At 56.8% G+C, this 17,713-nt stretch carries 15 protein-coding genes, 1 tRNA gene and 1 riboswitch; of the genes, 11 read left to right on the plus strand and 5 right to left on the minus strand.

From position 1 onward, the window contains the following. Positions 1 to 2 precede the first annotated feature (2 nt). From H7A81_RS02820 to H7A81_RS02835, 4 genes are read right to left on the minus strand one after another with little or no spacing between them, the layout of a single operon-like run. Positions 3 to 1,520, minus strand: a complete 1,518-nt coding sequence (locus tag H7A81_RS02820) for an ABC transporter substrate-binding protein (RefSeq protein WP_182056666.1) — start codon at positions 1,518 to 1,520, stop codon at positions 3 to 5. Between the two features lie 18 nt (positions 1,521 to 1,538). Further along, a complete protein-coding gene (locus H7A81_RS02825) occupies positions 1,539 to 2,600 on the minus strand; it encodes an ABC transporter ATP-binding protein (RefSeq protein WP_182056667.1) in 1,062 nt (353 codons plus the stop codon). Beyond that, a complete protein-coding gene (locus H7A81_RS02830; protein ID WP_182056668.1) occupies positions 2,597 to 3,592 on the minus strand; it encodes an ABC transporter ATP-binding protein in 996 nt (331 codons plus the stop codon). Before H7A81_RS02830 ends, H7A81_RS02825 begins: the two co-directional genes overlap by 4 nt. Then, positions 3,589 to 4,311, minus strand: a complete 723-nt coding sequence (locus H7A81_RS02835) for a FadR/GntR family transcriptional regulator (protein ID WP_160833346.1) — start codon at positions 4,309 to 4,311, stop codon at positions 3,589 to 3,591. The genes H7A81_RS02830 and H7A81_RS02835 overlap by 4 nt, the downstream gene beginning before the upstream one ends. A 408-nt stretch (positions 4,312 to 4,719) precedes the next feature. After that, positions 4,720 to 4,814: riboswitch (guanidine-I (ykkC/yxkD leader) on the plus strand. 63 nt (positions 4,815 to 4,877) lie between these two features. On the opposite strand from H7A81_RS02835, the gene H7A81_RS02840 reads away from it, so the two are divergent. The 7 genes from H7A81_RS02840 to H7A81_RS02870 all read left to right on the plus strand — a co-directional run bounded on the left by H7A81_RS02840 (position 4,878) and on the right by H7A81_RS02870 (position 13,120). Continuing rightward, positions 4,878 to 5,936: a putative urea ABC transporter substrate-binding protein gene (locus tag H7A81_RS02840; RefSeq protein ID WP_182056669.1), complete on the plus strand. Its 1,059-nt coding sequence runs from the start codon at positions 4,878 to 4,880 to the stop codon at positions 5,934 to 5,936. A 14-nt stretch (positions 5,937 to 5,950) separates the two neighbouring features. Then, entirely contained in the window at positions 5,951 to 6,763 is an 813-nt protein-coding gene (locus H7A81_RS02845; RefSeq protein WP_182056670.1) for an ABC transporter permease, read from the plus strand. A 14-nt stretch (positions 6,764 to 6,777) separates the two neighbouring features. Then, positions 6,778 to 7,539 carry an ABC transporter ATP-binding protein gene (locus H7A81_RS02850; protein ID WP_182056671.1) on the plus strand — a complete coding sequence of 254 codons (762 nt, stop codon included), beginning with the start codon at positions 6,778 to 6,780 and terminating at the stop codon, positions 7,537 to 7,539. A gap of 11 nt (positions 7,540 to 7,550) precedes the next feature. Continuing rightward, the gene (locus H7A81_RS02855; RefSeq protein WP_182056672.1) at positions 7,551 to 8,258 is read left to right on the plus strand and encodes an urea amidolyase associated protein UAAP1; all 708 of its coding nucleotides are present in this window, start codon (positions 7,551 to 7,553) and stop codon (positions 8,256 to 8,258) included. Beyond that, positions 8,258 to 8,893: an urea amidolyase associated protein UAAP2 gene (locus H7A81_RS02860; RefSeq protein ID WP_182056673.1), complete on the plus strand. Its 636-nt coding sequence runs from the start codon at positions 8,258 to 8,260 to the stop codon at positions 8,891 to 8,893. Before H7A81_RS02855 ends, H7A81_RS02860 begins: the two co-directional genes overlap by 1 nt. Positions 8,894 to 8,974: 81 nt before the next feature. After that, entirely contained in the window at positions 8,975 to 12,574 is a 3,600-nt protein-coding gene (uca, locus tag H7A81_RS02865; protein WP_182056674.1) for an urea carboxylase, read from the plus strand. A gap of 249 nt (positions 12,575 to 12,823) precedes the next feature. Then, complete coding sequence (locus H7A81_RS02870; protein ID WP_034827767.1) at positions 12,824 to 13,120, plus strand: HTH-type transcriptional regulator; 297 nt, start codon at positions 12,824 to 12,826, stop codon at positions 13,118 to 13,120. 44 nt (positions 13,121 to 13,164) lie between these two features. Here H7A81_RS02870 and H7A81_RS02875 read toward each other — a convergent pair whose 3' ends face one another. Next, positions 13,165 to 13,758, minus strand: a complete 594-nt coding sequence (locus H7A81_RS02875; RefSeq protein WP_034827769.1) for an HD domain-containing protein — start codon at positions 13,756 to 13,758, stop codon at positions 13,165 to 13,167. A gap of 61 nt (positions 13,759 to 13,819) precedes the next feature. On the opposite strand from H7A81_RS02875, the gene H7A81_RS02880 reads away from it, so the two are divergent. From H7A81_RS02880 to H7A81_RS02895, 4 genes are all read left to right on the plus strand, one after another. Then, entirely contained in the window at positions 13,820 to 14,284 is a 465-nt protein-coding gene (locus H7A81_RS02880; RefSeq protein ID WP_182056675.1) for a MarR family winged helix-turn-helix transcriptional regulator, read from the plus strand. Positions 14,285 to 14,382: 98 nt separating this feature from the next. Then, complete coding sequence (locus tag H7A81_RS02885; protein ID WP_034827959.1) at positions 14,383 to 14,811, plus strand: organic hydroperoxide resistance protein; 429 nt, start codon at positions 14,383 to 14,385, stop codon at positions 14,809 to 14,811. Positions 14,812 to 15,069: 258 nt separating this feature from the next. Beyond that, positions 15,070 to 16,761, plus strand: coding sequence for a kdo(2)-lipid A phosphoethanolamine 7''-transferase (eptB, locus tag H7A81_RS02890; protein WP_182056676.1), 1,692 nt, complete (start codon positions 15,070 to 15,072; stop codon positions 16,759 to 16,761). A gap of 125 nt (positions 16,762 to 16,886) precedes the next feature. Further along, a tRNA-Pro gene (locus tag H7A81_RS02895) sits at positions 16,887 to 16,963 on the plus strand. The last annotated feature ends 750 nt before the right edge of the window (positions 16,964 to 17,713 follow it).

The raw sequence follows: 17,713 nt of genomic DNA on the forward strand, positions 1-17,713 counted from the left end.
GTTTACTGCGCCATGCTCACACCCGCGAGGCGTACTAAGCCATCAGGCCAGGCTTTAAAGCCCTGCAGTTTTTTCGTCATGCCGAAGATGCGCGGCTCGAAATAGAGATAGGCGATTGGCATATCGGTTTGCAGCTGATTCACCACTTTGGTGTACAACGCCTGGCGCTGCGCCTGATCGTTGGTAAGACGTGCGGCGTTCAGCCACTCATCAACCTGGGGATTGCTGTAGCGGCCGTCGTTGAGCGTGCCTTTGCTGTTGATAAACGAGTAGATGCTGCCGTCGGGATCGGGACGGCCGGACCAGCCGGATAAGCTGAGCTGGTAATCGCCGCGCTGCTGACGATCCAACAAGCTGGCGAACTCACTCATCTGCAAGTTGAGGTTAATGCCCGCCTCGCCGACCATCGCCTGAATCACCTGGCCTACCTGCTGTGCGGTTGGATTGTTGGTGACCAGCAGCGTCAGATTGAGCGGTGTAGTCACGCCCGCCGCCTTCAGCAACTCTTTGGCTTTCTCCACATCGCGTGTACTGATTGGAGTGTTGACGTGATAGGCACTGACCGGCGAGAAGGCTTGGTTGGATGGGGTATATAAGCCTTCAAACGCCACCTGATTCAGCGCATCGCGATCGATCGCCAGCGAGAAGGCCTCACGCACACGCGGATCTTTCAGCGGACTGTTGGCGTCTACCTTGCCGTTATTGATATTGAAAGTGATGCCCTGATAGCCGAGGCCGGTGACTTTGGCCAGCGCCAGCTTGCTGTCGCCTTCAACCGTTTTCACATCGCTGGCCGCCACGCCTTCTGTCAGGTCGAGATCGCCTGCGCGCAGGTTGGCGAGACGCACTGAGGCATCCGGGATCGGCAGGAAAATCACTTTATCGAAGTGGTATGCGCTTTTGTTCCAGTAGTTTTCAAAGCGCGTCAGCACGATACGGTCCTGCTGCACGCGGCTGGCAAACTGATACGGGCCGGAGCAGACTGGATGGGTCGCGAAGTCCGGTTTTTTAGCGGCTTCCGGTGCCAGCATCGCGCCAGCGCGGTCGGTGAGCTGGCTGAGCAGCGCCGCATCCGGTGTTTTCAGGTGGAATTTCACCTGCATCGGCCCGCTGACTTCCACGCTGTCGATGGAAGAGATTTCGCTTTTACGCAGCGAACCCGGCAGCGTCAACGCACGCTCAATATTAAACTTCACCGCGTTGGCATCAAACTTCTCGCCATCCTGGAAGGTCACGCCCTCGCGCAGGTTCATAGTCAGGGTTTTGCCGTCATCACTCCACGCCCAATCGGTTGCCAGGCCGGGCACCACTTTCAGGTTCTCATCCACATCCACCAAGCGGTCGCACATAGCCGCAAACACGAAACGTCCGTAATAGGTGCGCGCCAGATGCGGATCGAGCATGTCCGGGTCGGCACCCAGACCAATGCGAATCACACTTTCCGCCTGGCTGTGTGCACTGGCACCGAGTAAGAGCAGGCCGCTTAAGGCCGTGAGTAACGTTATACGAGCTTTCTTCACAGGCGAATCTCCAGAGGGTTAGGCTTGTTGCTTGACCGCCTGCTCAAACAGCGCGCGGCGACGTAAAAAGGCGGCAGAAGGGGGGGCAATCACGATGACGCTGCGATCGCGGTTAATCTCCTGCCAGCGATGACAGGCAATCTGGCGGCCACCGCTCAGCACCTGGTTAATCGGTTCAAACTGACGGCAATCCGATGTCGCCCATGGGCAGCGTGTGTGAAAACGACAGCCGCTGGGCGGATTGGCTGGATTGGGCAGATCGCCCTGCAACATCGGAATCTGGCGGCTGACGCCCGGTTGCATCTGCGGCGCGGAGGCGATCAGCGCTTGGGTATAGGGGTGCAGCGGCGCGTCAAAAATCTCGTCCACGGTGGCGACTTCAACAATCTGTCCGAGGTACATCACCGCCACGCGATCGCTCATATGGCGAATCACCGCCAGACCGTGCGCCACGATGATCATCGTCAGGCCAAACTGCTGTTTCAGGCTTTCCAGCAGATTCACCACCTGCGCCTGCACGGAAACGTCTAAGGCGGAAACCGGCTCATCGCCCAGCAGCAATTTGGGTTGGGAGGCGAGAGCACGGGCGATGCCGATACGCTGACGCTGACCGCCGGAAAATTCGTGCGGATAACGCTCTGCCCAGGCAGCCGGTAAACCCACGGTGCGCAGTAACTCAGCGACGCGCGCATGGCGCGCCTCTCGGCTCAGTTTTTCATGCAGCCACAGCGGCTCGCCGACAATCTGTTGCACCGTCATACGCGGATTTAGTGAGGCAAAGGGGTCCTGAAAGATGATTTGCAGTTCGCGGCGCAGTTGATTCAGGCGTGCGCCGCTGGCATCGGTAATACTTTCGCCCTGATAAAACACGTCTCCGGCACTGGCCGCCAGCAGACGTAGCAGCAAACGACCGAGGGTCGATTTACCCGATCCCGATTCGCCGACAATTGCCAGCGTCTCACCCGGCATCACCTGTAACGACACGCGATCCACCGCGGTGACGCCGCGATTGCGTTTGAACAGGCGGTTGGGTCCGGCAAAGGTTTTGCTTAAATCGCGGCACTCTAAAATCGGCTTCATGCGATCTCTCCCAACGAGACGTACTGTTCCAGCGGCGCGCGGAAACAGGCGACCTGATGATCGGTAGCCAGCGCACGCAGCGTCGGGCGGTTATGCTGGCAGCGGAGTTCGGCAAAGGGGCAGCGGTTGGCAAAACGACACCCTGCGGGCATGTTTTCCGGTAATGGAACCTGGCCAGGAATGGTGGCCAGTGTGCCGCTGCGTGCGCTCAGGCTGGGAATCGATCCCATCAGGCCAATGGTGTACGGATGCTGGGGATCGTTAAAAATCGCTTCCACGCTGCCGGTTTCTACCACCTGACCGGCGTACATCACCGCCACACGCTGCGCGACTTCCGCCACCACGCCCAGGTCATGAGTAATCATCAATACGGCGGTGCCGGTTTCCTGCTTCAGGGTATTCAGCAGCGCAAGAATCTGTGCCTGAATGGTGACATCGAGTGCGGTGGTTGGCTCATCGGCAATCAGCAGCTTTGGATTGTTAATCAATGCCATTGCGATCATCACGCGTTGGCGCATACCGCCAGACAACTGATGCGGGTAGGCTTTGAGGCGCATCTCCGGGGCGGGAATCTGCACTTTTTGCAGGATGGTCAGCGCGGCTTCCATCGCCGTGCGGCGATTGACGCGGCGATGACGCATCACCGCTTCACTGAGCTGATCGCCGAGGGTGAAGGCCGGATTGAGCGAGGTCATCGGCTCCTGGAAAATCATCGCCAGCTGATTGCCGCGCAGGCTAGCGTAATCGCTGGCACTAAGATCGCGCAGGCTGCGCCCGTCGAACTGCATCTCGCCTTGTAAAATCTCAGCATTGGCGGGTTGCAGGCCCATCAATGTGAGTGAGGTGATGCTTTTGCCGCAGCCCGATTCCCCAACCAGTGCCAGCGTTTCACCCGCGTGCAGCGTCAGAGAGATATCGTCCAATACCGTGACGGGCGAACCGCGAAACTGCACGCGCAGGTTGCGAACGCTAAGCACCGGGTGATCGTTCATGGCGTCTCCTCTTGATGGTTGTAAAGCGCTTCAAGCAGCGCCTGTTGCAGTGCCAGTAAGTGTTCGCGCATCGCGGCAGCGGCTTCATGCGGCTGGCGTTGCGCGATGTGATTCACCAGGCGCTGGTGATGGTCATCGTAGTTGTTGAGGCGAGCGGGCGTGCGCGCCTGCACCCGCAGATGCTGCCAGCCCGGATCGCGGCGCACGGCATCCACGGCATCGAATAATCCCAGCATCAAGCGATTCCCGGCAGCTTCGGCGATGGCGCGATGAAAGGCGCTGTCCCACAGTTCGTGCTGGTCGCCATCCTCCGGTGCCGTGATGCCATTCATGCGTTCCAGCAGGCGCTTCATCAGTGCAATCTGCTCTTTACTGGCGCGCAGGGCGGCCAGTCGCGCCAACCCTGGCTCCAGTTGCAAGCGCGCTTCCATCACTTCCAGCAGATTCGACTGCTGCGGCAGGTCGTGCAGCGCCAGCGGCTGCACCGGTGCAGCAGGGCCAACAAAGGTGCCTTTGCCCTGTTTCCGCCAGATGCGTCCCTCCTCTTCCAGCACGTCGAGGGCGCGGCGGATCTCACGGCGTCCGACGCCAAAACGCTCCGCCAGTTCACGTTCCGTGGGCAGCGCACGATCGGGCTGCTGCTCCTGTTGCTGGATCAGTTGACGCAGTTGCTCCAGAGCAGAACTGGAGTTGCGAGCGCTATCTGACGTGTGACTCATGATTGGTTCGCCTGTTTAAGCATCAGAAAAAGATCGGTAATCCCGGATTAACCAGCACTTTTACTGATGAAAGGCTGAACAATCGGCTTTATCAGCTTAGGCAAGAAGCGAACCAATATTGGATTGGTTCAAAGATGACAGGTACGTGACAGGAATAACCCTTTGAACAGTAAGTAAAAGTTTTTTCGGGCTTCGTTTAAAACTGCGAGGTGCATCAATATTCATGGTGGAAGTTGCGCTTCATGTTGGTGCGCTCACGCTGCATTGCTGTGCACGAGGCGAACCGTTCGAACTGGAAATAACGTGAATGATGTTGTTTTTCAATGAATTGAAATATTGGCACTTTTTTTGAATGTGTTTATGCAGATGCAGGAGCGATAGCGGGCAACCGATGTCGCCAGACAATTTGCAATGGGTCACTAGGGTTCCGGTCGAAAGATGCTGGTCCAAGAGTGACCGACCGTCCTCTGACGGTTACACGGCGGGACAAAAGCCCGGGAGGAAAGCGAGATCGTTGCTCGCCGCCTCCTGCTTTTATTTCGCCCGTTAACGCCAGAGGAACCATCATGATCAAAGCCTGCCTTCGCTTGCTGTTGCTTTGCACCGTCGTACTGTTCAGCGTCAATACGCTGGCCGCCGACAAACCCTCCTTCAAGATCTGTTGGTCCATTTACGCGGGTTGGATGCCATGGGATTTCGCCCAGCAGAGCGGCATCGTGAAAAAATGGGCCGATAAATACGGCATCGACATCCAGTTTGTGCAGGTCAATGACTACATCGAATCGGTGAACCAATACACCGCAGGTGGCTTTGACGGCTGCACCATGACCAACATGGATGCGCTGACCATCCCTGCCACCGGCGGCGTGGACAGCACGGCGCTGATCGTCGGCGACTACTCCAACGGCAATGACGGTATTTTGCTGAAGGGCAAAGGCAACATTGCCTCGCTCAAAGGCAAGCCGATCAATCTGGTCGAACTCTCGGTCTCTCACTATCTGCTGGCGCGTGCGCTAGAGAAATCGGGCATGAGCGAGAAGGATGTCAAAGTGGTGAACACCGCGGATGCCGATCTGGTGGCGGCGTTCGGCACGTCTGACGTTCACTCCATCGTCACGTGGAACCCGCTGCTGGCCGAAGCGGAAAAGCAACCGGACAGCCATCTGATTTTCTCTTCTGCACAGATCCCGGGCGAAATCCTCGACTTGCTGGTGGTGAATACCGCCACGCTGAAAAAGTATCCGCAGTTGGGCAAGGCGCTGACCGGTGCCTGGTATGAAACGCTGAAAACCATGTCCGGCGCCAGTGACAGCGCCAAAGCTGCGCGCACGCAAATGGCGCAGGCTTCCGGCACCGATCTGGCGGGCTTCGATCAGCAGCTGGCCGCCACTCACTTGTTCAGCGATGCCAAAACCACCCTCGATTTTGTCGACAGCCCGCAGTTGAAAGCCACCATGCAGCTGGTCGCAGAGTTCTCCTTCAAGCACGGTTTACTGGGTGAAGGCGCACCGAGTGCTGATGTGGTGGGCGTGGAAACGCCAGCAGGCAATTGGGGCGATACCAACAACCTGAAACTGCGCTTCACCGATGAGTTCACCAAACTGGCCGCTGCGGGTCAGCTTTAAGCGAGACGATGCCGATGCGTAAATTGATCAACTACCAACCGCTGCCGCTCGGTCGCCTGCTGCTTGGCATCCTGCCGCTGCTGGCGCTGCTGCTGGTCTATCTGTTCGCGTCGGATGCGCGTCTCAGCCTGAACGCCGCAGACAAACTGTTGCCAGGGTTTAACGCGATGGGGGACGCCATCAGTCGCATGGCGTTTCAGCCCAGCCCGCGCACCGGGGAATACCTGCTGTGGACCGACACCGCCGCCAGCCTGATGCGCCTGCTGAGCGGGGTGGCGATCAGCGCACTGCTGGCGCTGGCGATTGGCCTGTTCACCGGCGCGCTGCCGGTGGTGCGGGCAGTGCTGGCACCGCTGGTGACGGTAGTCGCGCTGGTGCCGCCGCTGGCAATTCTGCCGATTCTGTTTATCTGCTTTGGCCTCGGCGAAGTGTCGAAAGTGGTGCTGATCGTGATTGGTATTACCCCGCTGATTGCGCGCGATTTGCAGTTGCAGGTGGAGAAAATCCCGCGCGAGCAGCTGGTGAAAGCGCAGACGCTCGGTGGGCACAGCGCGCAGATTTTGTGGCGCGTGATTCTGCCGCAGATGATGCCGCGTCTGCTGGATGCGGTGCGTCTGTCGCTGGCGTCGGCGTGGTTGTTCCTGATTGCTGCTGAAGCGATTGCCGCCACTGAAGGGTTGGGTTACCGCATCTTCCTGATGCGCCGTTATCTGGCGATGGATGTGATTTTGCCGTACGTGGCGTGGATCGCGCTGCTGGCCTTTGTGCTCGACCTGCTGCTGCGGCTGATCAGCCGTCGTTGCTGGCCGTGGTATCACACGAAATGATTCAGGAGCGAACCATGCCATTACTGCAACTGAAAAACCTCGAAAAGCATTACGGCGATCAGGTGGTGCTGGAACGTCTCAACATCAACGTCGAGCAGGGCGAGTTTGTGGCGATTGTCGGGGCGTCCGGCTGTGGCAAAACCACTTTCCTCAACATGCTACTTGGCACCGAATCGCCGACCAAAGGCCAACTGCTGCTGGACGGTGAACCCATCCCCGACGAACCCGATGCCCATCGCGGCGTGGTATTCCAGCGCTATTCGGTGTTTCCCCATCTGACGGTGCTCGGCAATGTGATGCTGGCGGAAGAGTTCAGCAGCGCCCGCTGGCTGGGACGTGTGTGGGGCAAAAAGCGCCAGGCGATTCGTCAGCGTGCGCAGGCAATGCTGGCGCAGGTTGGCCTGGAGCATGCGCAAAGCAAATACCCGCACCAGCTCTCGGGCGGCATGCAGCAACGCCTGGCGCTGGCACAGGCGTTGATGAAACAGCCGCGTATCCTGCTGCTTGATGAGCCGTTTGGTGCGCTCGATCCCGGTATCCGCAGTGAAATGCACCAGCTGATTACCCGCCTGTGGCAGCAACACAACCTGACCATATTTATGATCACGCATGACCTGAAAGAGGGCTTCAGCCTGGCTTCACGCCTGCTGGTGTTCGACAAACTGCGTCATGACCCGCACGCGCCGCAAGCCTGGGGCGCGACTATCACTTACGACCTGCCGCTGGATCGCACACAGCCTGATGTTGCGCTGCCATCTGAGCCGCAGGTGGCTTAAAGGAGCAACACATGAATGCTTATCAAACCCTGTTACCGGCGGGATCGCACTGGTCGCTGGTGATGCGCAGCGGTACGGCGCTGACACTGACCGATATTGAAGGCGGTGCCAACGTCGGCATGCTGTTCTACAACCCGGAAAATCTGCTGGAGCGCTACAACGCGCCCGATACGCTGAAGTGCCAGCACACTTTCCGCCTGACGGCCGGGCACTGCCTTTATTCCGATATGGGGCGCATTTTTTGCGGCATCGAAGAAGACAGTTTCGGCTGGCATGAGAGCGTTTGCGGCACCTTGAATGCTGAGCACACTGCCGCACGCTTCGGCGCCAGCAACTATCAGCAGGCGCGCAATCTGCGCCATCAAAATGGCTACGACAGTTTCCTCGTCGAGCTGGCGAAATACGGCCTCGGCCAGCGTGATATGGCCTCTTGCCTCAACCTGTTTGCCAGGGTGCGCGCCGATGATAACGGCACGCTGCAACTGGAGCAGCAGGGTGCACCTGGCGCACAGGTGCGGCTGCGCTTCGCCATGGACACGCTGGTGATCCTACACACCTGCCCGCATCCGCTGAATGTAAGCAGCGAATATCCGCGCCAGCCGGTGCAGATCGCACTGGACGCCCAGCGCGCGCCGCTGCCGGACATTTGCCTGGCGCGTGGTGAGAACCAGCGCGGACTGCGCAACAACGCACTCTATCAGCTGCAAGGAGAAATCTGATGATCACTGAAAGCTTACTCTATCCCGCCGAAGCTAAATTCCAGCAGCAGGTGAACGCCGGTGATTACTGGTTGCAGCGCATCGAAGCGGGCCAGACCTTGCGTATCACCGATCTGGAAGGGAATCAGGCTGCCGATACCCTGTTCTTCAACGCCGACGACACCGCCGAGCGCTATAGCATGAGCGATACGCTGCGCGGGCAAAAGAATGTGTTCCTCAGTGCGGGCAGCGTGCTGCGTTCCAACTTGGATCGCCCGATGCTGACGATAACTGCCGATACCTGTGGTCGCCACGATACGTTGGGCGGCGCCTGCTCCTGTGAAAGCAACACCGTGCGCTACGACCTGGAGAAGCGCCATATGCATTCCTGCCGTGACAGCTGGATGCTGGCGGTGGCTGAGAAGCCAGAATTTGGCCTGACGCGTCGCGATATCACCCACAACATCAACTTCTTTATGAACGTGCCGGTGACGCACGACGGTGGTTTGACCTTCGCCGATGGCATTTCTGCACCGGGTAAATACGTCGAGATGGTGGCGGAGATGAATATCCTGGTGCTGATCTCCAACTGCCCGCAGCTCAACAACCCCTGTAACGGTTACAACCCGACGCCGATCTTAGTCAGCGTGTGGTGAATCTTTGACGCAACGGGACGACCCGTTTTTAAGCCGTCATTGTCCCTGCAGGACGACCTGCCGTAATAAGAGATTTCACTCATGATTGATCGCGTATTGATTGCCAACCGTGGCGCGATTGCTGTGCGCATCATCCGTACCTTGCAAGCGATGAACATCCGCGCGATTGCGGTGTATGCCGAAGCCGATCGCCACGCGCGCCATGTGCGACTGGCCGATGAAGCCTGGTCGCTGGGCGAGGGGCAGGTGCGAGACACTTATCTTAATCAGCAAAAAATACTGGAAATTGCCGCACAGAGCGGGGCGCAGGCAGTGCATCCCGGTTACGGATTCCTCAGCGAAAATCCCGAGTTTGTGACGCGCTGTGAAGCGGCCGGCGTGCAGTTCCTCGGGCCGAGTGTCGGGCAGATGGCCGCGTTCGGTTTAAAACATCGTGCGCGTGCGCTGGCACAGGAGAATCAGGTGCCGCTGCTGCCGGGCAGTGGTTTACTGACTTCGCTGGACGAAGCGCGAGTGATGGCGGAGAAGATTGGCTACCCGGTGATGCTGAAAAGCACCGCCGGTGGCGGCGGTATTGGCATGCAGCGTTGTGATGATGCCGAACAGCTCAATGCGGCGTTTACGCGTGTTAAACGACTGGCAGGCAATAATTTCGCCGACGATGGCGTATTTTTAGAGAAGTTTATCGCCCGCGCGCGCCACATTGAGGTGCAGATCTTTGGCGATGGTGCTGGCAATGTGATTGCCCTTGGCGAGCGTGACTGTTCTGCTCAGCGCCGCAACCAAAAAGTGCTGGAAGAGACGCCCGCACCGGGATTGAGTGCGGCGGTTCGCGCTGAGCTACAAGCAACTGCGGTGCGACTGGCGCGTGCGGTCAACTACCGCAGCGCGGGCACCGTGGAGTATGTCTACGATGATGCCAGCCAGCAGTTCTGGTTTCTTGAAGTGAACACCCGTTTGCAGGTGGAGCACGGCGTCACTGAAATGGTGTATGGCGTGGATTTGGTACGCTGGATGGTGGAGCTGGCGCAACAAACGTTGCCGCCGCTGCACACCTTATCGACCGAAGCGCAAGGCCATGCGATTCAGGTGCGCCTGTACGCTGAAGATCCGGCCAAACAGTTCCAGCCCAGTGCCGGTTTGCTCAGTCACGTCCAGTTCCCGACGGAAAGTGAAGACGCCACGCTGCGCATCGACAGCAGCGTGGAAACCGGCATGGAAGTATCGCCGTTCTACGATCCGATGCTGGCGAAAGTGATTGTGCATGCGGCCAGCCGTGAAATGGCATTGCGCAGTCTGGCACAGGTGCTGGACGCCACCGAGCTGTACGGTATCGAAACCAATCTGCTGTGGTTGCGCCATCTCTGTTCCCTGCCGGAAGTGCAGCAGGGCCGCATCATCACCGCCACGTTGGGCGGCGTGCAGTGGCAACCGCCGACGCTGGATATCCTCAGCGGCGGCACCTTGACCACGGTGCAGGATGCGCCAGGCCGCGTCGGTTACTGGCACGTCGGTGTGCCGCCGTCTGGCCCATTTGACAGCCGCGCGTTCCAGTTGGGTAATCGCTTATTGAATAACGACACGCAGGCGGCGGGACTGGAGATCACCCTGCGCGGTCCCACGCTGCGTTTTAATCAGGCGTGCAGTTTTGTTCTGACCGGCGCACCGATTGCCGCGCAGCTGGATCAGCAGTCGTTAACGATGCATCAGATCGTCACTGCACAGGCCGGGCAAACCCTGACGCTGGGTGATGTGAGTGGAGGGTGCCGCAGCTATCTGCTGCTGGCGGGCGGCTTGAATACGCCGCGCTATCTTGGCAGCCGCAGCACCTTTACGCTCGGCAAGTTTGGCGGTCACGCCGGGCGGGCTTTGCGGGCGGGCGATGTATTGCATCTTGCCGATCCGCAGGTGCTGGCAACGGCAGACTTGCCTCGCGAGTTGGTGCCGGAACTTAACGGCGAATGGCAGCTGCGGGTGATTTACGGCCCGCACGGCGCACCGACCTTCTTTACCGATGAAGACATCGAGGCGTTTTTTGCCGCCGAGTGGCAGGTGCACTACAACTCCAGCCGCACCGGCATCCGCCTGATTGGCCCCAAACCGACCTGGGCGCGCAGCGATGGCGGCGAAGCGGGTATGCATCCCTCCAATATTCACGACAACGCCTACGCCTTTGGTACGGTAGATTTTACCGGCGATATGCCGGTGATCCTCGGTCCGGACGGTCCTTCGCTCGGTGGCTTTGTCTGCCCGGCCACGGTGATCGAAGCCGATCTGTGGAAGCTCGGACAGCTCAAAGCCGGGGATCGTGTGCGCTTCCTGCCGATCGATCTGAGTGATGCCGATCAACTGGCCCAGGCGCAGCGTGAAGCGATCATTAAACTGCAATCAGCACCGCTTACAGTGAACGCTGCTCTGCCCCTTATTGATCCATTATTGCACCATCATGCGGCAGAAAATGGGCGTCCATCCCTCAGCGTACGTGTGGCAGGTGACCGCTTCCTGCTGGTCGAATATGGCGATTTGATGCTGGATATCGCCCTACGTTTTCGCGTGCATGCGTTGATGCAACAGCTGGAAGCCCATCCATTGCCGGGGCAGCTGGAGTTAACGCCGGGCATCCGTTCGTTGCAGGTGCACTACGACGCACAACACTGTGTGAGAAGTGAGCTGTTGGCGCAAATTTTGCACATTGATCATGCGCTGGGCGACCTCAGCGATGCCGCGGTGCCTTCACGTACCGTATGGCTACCGCTCAGTTGGGACGATGCGGCCTGTCGTGAGGCTATCACCCGCTACAGCCAGTCAGTGCGACCTGATGCACCCTGGTGCCCCAGCAATATTGAATTTATCCGCCGCATCAATGGCCTTACCAGCATTGATGAGGTGAAGGAGATCGTGTTCAGCGCCGCCTATCTGGTGATGGGGCTGGGCGATGTCTATCTTGGTGCGCCCGTGGCGACGCCGCTCGACCCGCGTCATCGCCTGGTGACCACGAAGTACAATCCGGCGCGCACCTGGACAGCAGAAAACTCGGTAGGTATTGGCGGCGCTTACATGTGCGTCTATGGCATGGAAGGGCCGGGCGGTTATCAGTTTGTCGGGCGCACCATGCAGATGTGGAACCGCGATCGACAAACCCCGGCCTTCACACAGCCGTGGCTGCTGCGCTTCTTTGATCAAATCCGTTTTTATCCGGTCAGCGCCGAGGAATTGCTCAGCATTCGCGAGCGTTTCCCGTGGGGTGACTATCCGCTGCGGAGCGAAGAGGGCGAATTCCGCCTTGCAGATTATCAGGCGATGCTGGTGGAGCAGGCGGAGGAAATCGACGCCTTCCAGCAGCAACGTCAGCAGGCTTTTGACTGTGAACTGGCGCGCTGGCGAGCAGAAGGGCAATTCACCTTCGACAGTCAGCTGCAGGAACAGAGTAGTGAAGAGATTACGGTGCCTGCAGGGTGTAGCCCGGTAGAGAGCCAGGTGGCGGGCAGCGTGTGGCAATGGTTGGTTGACGAAGGCAGTGAGATTGAAGCGGGTGCCACGGTAGGCATACTCGAATCCATGAAGATGGAAATCCCGATCGTGGCGCCAGTCAGTGGAAAAATCCATTGTTTCTATCGCCAGGCCGGGCAGCAAGTGCAGGCGGGTCAGTTACTTATGGTGATCGATCCTTCAGCGGCATAAGTAAGAATAAAAAATAATCAGTAATCAGGCAGCAAAGCCGGGGATCTGACCCATAATTAGTAACCCGGCTGGTTGTTGCATTGCTATGACATCTTTTCGCAGTGTGCAACAGGCTGTGTCCCGTAACGGTTTAATAAAAAATTGAAAAGACCGCTGCGGGATACAGCCTGACTTGGCCGGGTTTCAGCGCCTGGTGGCGCTTACCTCTCTACTTTCACGTGCTTCATAGTGAGTTTTAAGGAGTTCTCTATGGAAATAAAAGATCCAATGGTCGAGTTATTGAGTAGCCTTGAGCAGATTGTTTTGACACGTGATGCACAGCCTTCCGTATCAGAAATTACACTCAACGCAGTATCCGTTCCCGAGCCACAGCGTTTACGCGAAATGACCGGCATGCAGGTGGATGAATTCGCCCGCGTGATGGGGGTGAGCGTTTCATCTGTAAAAAGTTGGGAGGCGCAACGCACGCGCCCATCCGCTACGGCACGTAAACTGATGAAACTGCTGCAAGCGAATCCCTACCTGGGACGGCAGTTACTCGAGTAAGAAGACTATCGGTTCTCTGACCCGCCTGCACGGCGGGTTTTTTTTCAGCTTAATCCGCCGTATTTTGCCGCCTGTTTCACAAACCAACTCTCTGGCACGCTGTGTGGTGGCTGCGCCAGCTGATCAATGCCTTGCTGAATGATCTGCTCTGCCTGCTGCCACAATTGCGGATCGCCCTGATTCAACAACTGAATTTGGATCTGTTTTTCAATCAGGTAGATACGTGCAAAGTCGGGATCGAAATGCACAATGGCGCGGGTGTTGTCGATGATATCGGCCAGCTTGATGGTTTGCGCATCGGGACAGGCTTCGGCGGTATGGCGGAAGTGCGCCAGTTTGCGGGCGGTGCGGTTTTTCGCCTCGGGCTGCGCGCTGTCAGTCAGCATATCGACCAGTTGCGCGACGCGCTGTCCAAAATGGCTCTCAATGTCCTGTAACGTGCTTGGGGTATCTTCTACGGTGTCATGCAGCCAGGCGGCGGCAATCATCTGTTCATCATCGGTGACGCTGCGCACCAGTTCGGCCACCGCAGCCGGGTGCACGATGTAAGGCTCATCGGTGTATTTGCGACGCTGACCCGCAGCAGCATGTGCCTGCGTGGCATAACGGCGCGCTTGCTCTTCCAGTGAATCACGCATCTTTAACACTCCGGAATAAAGTTGCTTGCAATTATCTAGCGCGCTATCTATATTGAATCGCATGAACAGTAATCAAGATGACAAAAAAGTGCAGCAGACGCCACTCCAGGTTGATCAACACCTCTGCTTCGCGCTCTATTCGGCGAATCTCGCGATGCACAAAGTCTATCGCCAGCTGCTGGCTGAGCTGGAGATTACCTATCCGCAATACCTGGTGATGCTGGTGCTGTGGAATCAGGATGATGTGACCGTATCGGAGATTGGCGAGCAGCTTTTCCTTGATTCAGCCACGCTGACGCCGCTGCTGAAACGCTTAGAATCCGCTGGTTTGTTACGCCGTCAGCGTTCGCGTCGCGATGAGCGCCAGGTGGTGGTGACCCTGACAGATGAAGGTCGTGCGCTGCGTGAACGAGCACAAAGCATTCCCGAGGCGGTACGCTGTGCCACCGCCTGTGACGATGACACCTTGATTGCTTTGAAAAATCAGCTGGACGATTTGCGCACCAATCTTAACCGCGCCAAATAAAGCATTTTGGATGTCGCCAACGCGGCATCCTGGATATCAACGTCAAAACTGCGCATGGATATATAGTGCGCGATTATATAGCGAATAGTGAGGTTAATATGTCTTTAGATAAAGTTGTTTATACCGCAAAAGCCAAAGCCACCGGCGGCCGTGATGGTCGTGCGACTTCGTCTGACAACGTGCTGGATGTGAAACTGGGCGTGCCAAAAGAGATGGGCGGCGCAGGCGGCGAAGTCACTAACCCAGAGCAGCTGTTCGCCGCGGGTTACTCAGCGTGCTTCCTCGGTGCGATGAAGTTTGTGGCCGGCCGTGACAAAATCACCATGCCAAAAGATGCGTGGATTGAAGGCGAAGTCGGTATCGGCCCAATTCCAACCGGTTTTGGTATCGAAGCTAAACTGAACATCCACCTGCCAGAGATGGATGCAGCCGAAGCACAGAAACTGGTGGATGCGGCACACATTGTTTGCCCGTACTCTAACGCCACGCGCGGCAACATTGATGTGACTCTGAATATCATCAACTAAGGTCGCTGCCAGTCTAAAGAGAGGCTCCATCAGGGGCCTTTTATCATTTTATGGGGTCAGATCAATTATTGTCTGGTCTTACCATTGGTTAAATGTTCTACTGCTGCGCTGCATGCGCCTTCATTGCCGTTCCGGTTCAGATTCGTCCCGTTCCTGCTCGTTGCTTGCGCTTTTCTCGCTCACGGACGAACTCTATTGACTTTAAATAGTCACATTTAAGGTTGGTTTATTGACACCGGGTCAGGAATGAATAAGTAAATGAATTATATCAAAACGTTAACGCAGCAAAAGCTGTCGCTGTTGCTTGCGCTCTATCTCGGCATCTTGTTGAATTTGCCAATTTTTTATCGCCGATTTGACGGCTTCCTAACGAAATCCACCCTCTCTAACTGGCTTTCTGCGGTCGCAGAAGTGACCGCTGCGGTGCTGCTGACGTTTTTCCTGATGCGTCTGCTATCGCTGGGCGGTAAGTGGGTTTATCGCATCTTTGCCACGTTAACCGTGGTAATTTCCGTGGCTGCCGCCTATTACATGGCTTTCTTTAATGTGGTGATCGGCTACGGCATCGTGGCCTCAGTGATGACCACTGATGTCGATCTCTCTAAAGAAGTGGTCGGCATGCGCTTTGTGCTGTGGATGGTGCTGGTCAGCGCGCTGCCGCTGCTGCTGATTTGGCGTAATAACCTTAGCCAGACCTTGATTGAGCAATTGAAAACGCCGGGCCAGCGTCTGAAGCCTGCGCTGATCATGCTGTTGAGCGTAGCGCTGGTGTGGTTGCCGATTCGCTACTTCGACAAACTGCAAAAAGTGAATGAAGAGATCACCAATATCGACCTGCCAAGTTACGGCGGGGTGGTGGCGCACTCGTATTTGCCTTCTAACTGGATTGCGGCGCTAGGGCTGTTTGCCTGGACTAAAGTCGATGAAGAGATGGATGGTGCGGAACTGCTCGATCCAGCGAAGAAGTTTACTTACGTGGCACCGCCGGGCATTGATGATACTTATGTGGTGTTTGTGATTGGCGAGACCACGCGCTGGGACCACATGGGTTTGCTGGGCTATGACCGCGATACCACGCCGAAGCTTTCTAAAGAGAAAAACCTGGTGGCGTTCCGCGGTGAGTCTTGCGATACCGCCACTAAGCTGTCGCTGCGCTGCATGTTCGTGCGCGAGGGCGGCACCATGGATAATCCTGGCCGCACGCTGAAAGAGCAGAACGTTTTTGCGGTGATGAAGGAGCTGGGCTTTACCTCTGAGCTGTTCGCCATGCAGAGTGAAGTGTGGTTCTACGATAACGCCGATGTGAATAATTTCTCGTTCCGTGAGCAGATTGGTTCTGAGAAGCGTAATCAGGGTAAAGCGGTGGATGACATGCTGCTGGTGCCAGAACTGCAGGCCTCGCTGCAACGTTACCCGAAAGGTAAGCATCTGGTGGTGTTGCACACTAAGGGTTCGCATTATCTGTATTCACAGCGCTATCCGCGCAGCTTCGCCCGTTATCAGCCGGAATGTATGGGCGTGGATGAGACCTGTAGTAAAGCGCAGTTGATCAATGCTTATGACAACTCGATTCTTTACGTCGATACCATGCTGGATAGCGTGCTCGATCAGCTGCGTGATAAGAAGGCGATTGTGTTTTATGCCGCCGATCATGGTGAGTCGATCAGCGATAATATGCACTTACACGGCACGCCGCGTGAGATGGCGCCGCCGGAGCAGTTCCGCGTGCCGATGATGGTTTGGGCCTCTGATAAATATCTCGAAGATCCCACCAACCGCAGTAACTTCGAGCGTTTGCAGGCGCAGCAGCGCGTGGGGAAAACCCATCGTCATGTTGAGTTGTTCGATACCATTTTAGGCTGCCTGGGCTACAGTTCGCCGGATGGCGGGATTAAAGCGGCGAATAACTGGTGTCAGGCACCGGCGGCGACGCCTGCTAAAGCGTTGTAAGGGTTTTCTGGAAGGTGTTGAGCGGCAGGGCTTTTTGCGGCGCTGTTTGCTTTCCAGGCGATCGGGCGGATTTTACGGAAAAGGGATTGACGCTCCCAAGGGGGAGCAGTAATATTCGCCCCCATCGGCGAGTAGCGCAGCTTGGTAGCGCAACTGGTTTGGGACCAGTGGGTCGGAGGTTCGAATCCTCTCTCGCCGACCATATTTGAAAAACCTGCTTGAAAAAGCAGGTTTTTTTTCGTCTGTCGATCGCGGAATCGGTGCAGTCAGGAGTGAATACGGGGCCGCTGCGTAAAGTCGCTGTCTCGTCCCTGATCGCTCGACACACGCCATCCCTGGCGTGTAACGCTTTACTCCGCGGCCCCGCATTCCCTCCTTCATCTGATTCTGTGCGGGTTTTTGAAGGCTAACATTCGGTTCTGTGCGTGTTGCAAAAAGAAAACATGATGCCGCCTAAGTGCTTGCTGCTTTTCAAAACAGCAGCATCAATGCTGATGAGCGATGGGAAGGGGGCTCGGGGAGCAAAGCGTTCGCTGCAGGGATGCGGCGACCGAGGCTACAGGGATGTATTTACGCCGTCTTTGCGATCGAGCCGCCTTCCCTGAGCAGCGCACCATTTAAAAGCGATGCTGTTTGCACCTAACCTTAGAATTCACCCATCCCATCCGACAAATCACATTTACCCGCCATTATTCCCACTTTACCGACTCGACCCCTCACGTAATCAACCCTGCACGCTTAATTCGCGACACATTCTTCTTATGACCGATTAATGCTTTTTGCTGATTTCTTATGCCATTACACCAGCATATTTCGCTGCCTGAACGTCATAACGCACGGCGAATCGTTCAGTTATTCGACGTTTACCAATAACTTTTGTGTGTTTTTTAGCGGTGATAATCACTGTCATTTGACTGTATAGCCAGACAATCACGCGGCATTGAGCGCTTTA

The sequence above is a fragment of the Pantoea sp. ME81 genome (assembly GCF_903970985.1).
Lineage (GTDB): Bacteria > Pseudomonadota > Gammaproteobacteria > Enterobacterales > Enterobacteriaceae > Pantoea > Pantoea communis.

Excerpts from the sequence above, each read along its gene's own strand:
- H7A81_RS02855 (WP_182056672.1), top strand. The coding sequence starts at position 7,551 with ATGAATGCTTATCAAACCCTGTTACCGGCGGGATCGCACTGGTCGCTG.
- H7A81_RS02845 (WP_182056670.1), top strand. The coding sequence starts at position 5,951 with ATGCGTAAATTGATCAACTACCAACCGCTGCCGCTCGGTCGCCTGCTG.
- H7A81_RS02850 (WP_182056671.1), top strand. The coding sequence starts at position 6,778 with ATGCCATTACTGCAACTGAAAAACCTCGAAAAGCATTACGGCGATCAG.
- H7A81_RS02880 (WP_182056675.1), top strand. The coding sequence starts at position 13,820 with ATGAACAGTAATCAAGATGACAAAAAAGTGCAGCAGACGCCACTCCAG.
- H7A81_RS02860 (WP_182056673.1), top strand. The coding sequence starts at position 8,258 with ATGATCACTGAAAGCTTACTCTATCCCGCCGAAGCTAAATTCCAGCAG.
- uca (WP_182056674.1), top strand. The coding sequence starts at position 8,975 with ATGATTGATCGCGTATTGATTGCCAACCGTGGCGCGATTGCTGTGCGC.
- H7A81_RS02835 (WP_160833346.1), bottom strand. The coding sequence starts at position 4,311 with ATGAGTCACACGTCAGATAGCGCTCGCAACTCCAGTTCTGCTCTGGAG.
- eptB (WP_182056676.1), top strand. The coding sequence starts at position 15,070 with ATGAATTATATCAAAACGTTAACGCAGCAAAAGCTGTCGCTGTTGCTT.
- H7A81_RS02870 (WP_034827767.1), top strand. The coding sequence starts at position 12,824 with ATGGAAATAAAAGATCCAATGGTCGAGTTATTGAGTAGCCTTGAGCAG.
- H7A81_RS02825 (WP_182056667.1), bottom strand. The coding sequence starts at position 2,600 with ATGAAGCCGATTTTAGAGTGCCGCGATTTAAGCAAAACCTTTGCCGGA.
- H7A81_RS02885 (WP_034827959.1), top strand. The coding sequence starts at position 14,383 with ATGTCTTTAGATAAAGTTGTTTATACCGCAAAAGCCAAAGCCACCGGC.
- H7A81_RS02875 (WP_034827769.1), bottom strand. The coding sequence starts at position 13,758 with ATGCGTGATTCACTGGAAGAGCAAGCGCGCCGTTATGCCACGCAGGCA.
- H7A81_RS02840 (WP_182056669.1), top strand. The coding sequence starts at position 4,878 with ATGATCAAAGCCTGCCTTCGCTTGCTGTTGCTTTGCACCGTCGTACTG.
- H7A81_RS02830 (WP_182056668.1), bottom strand. The coding sequence starts at position 3,592 with ATGAACGATCACCCGGTGCTTAGCGTTCGCAACCTGCGCGTGCAGTTT.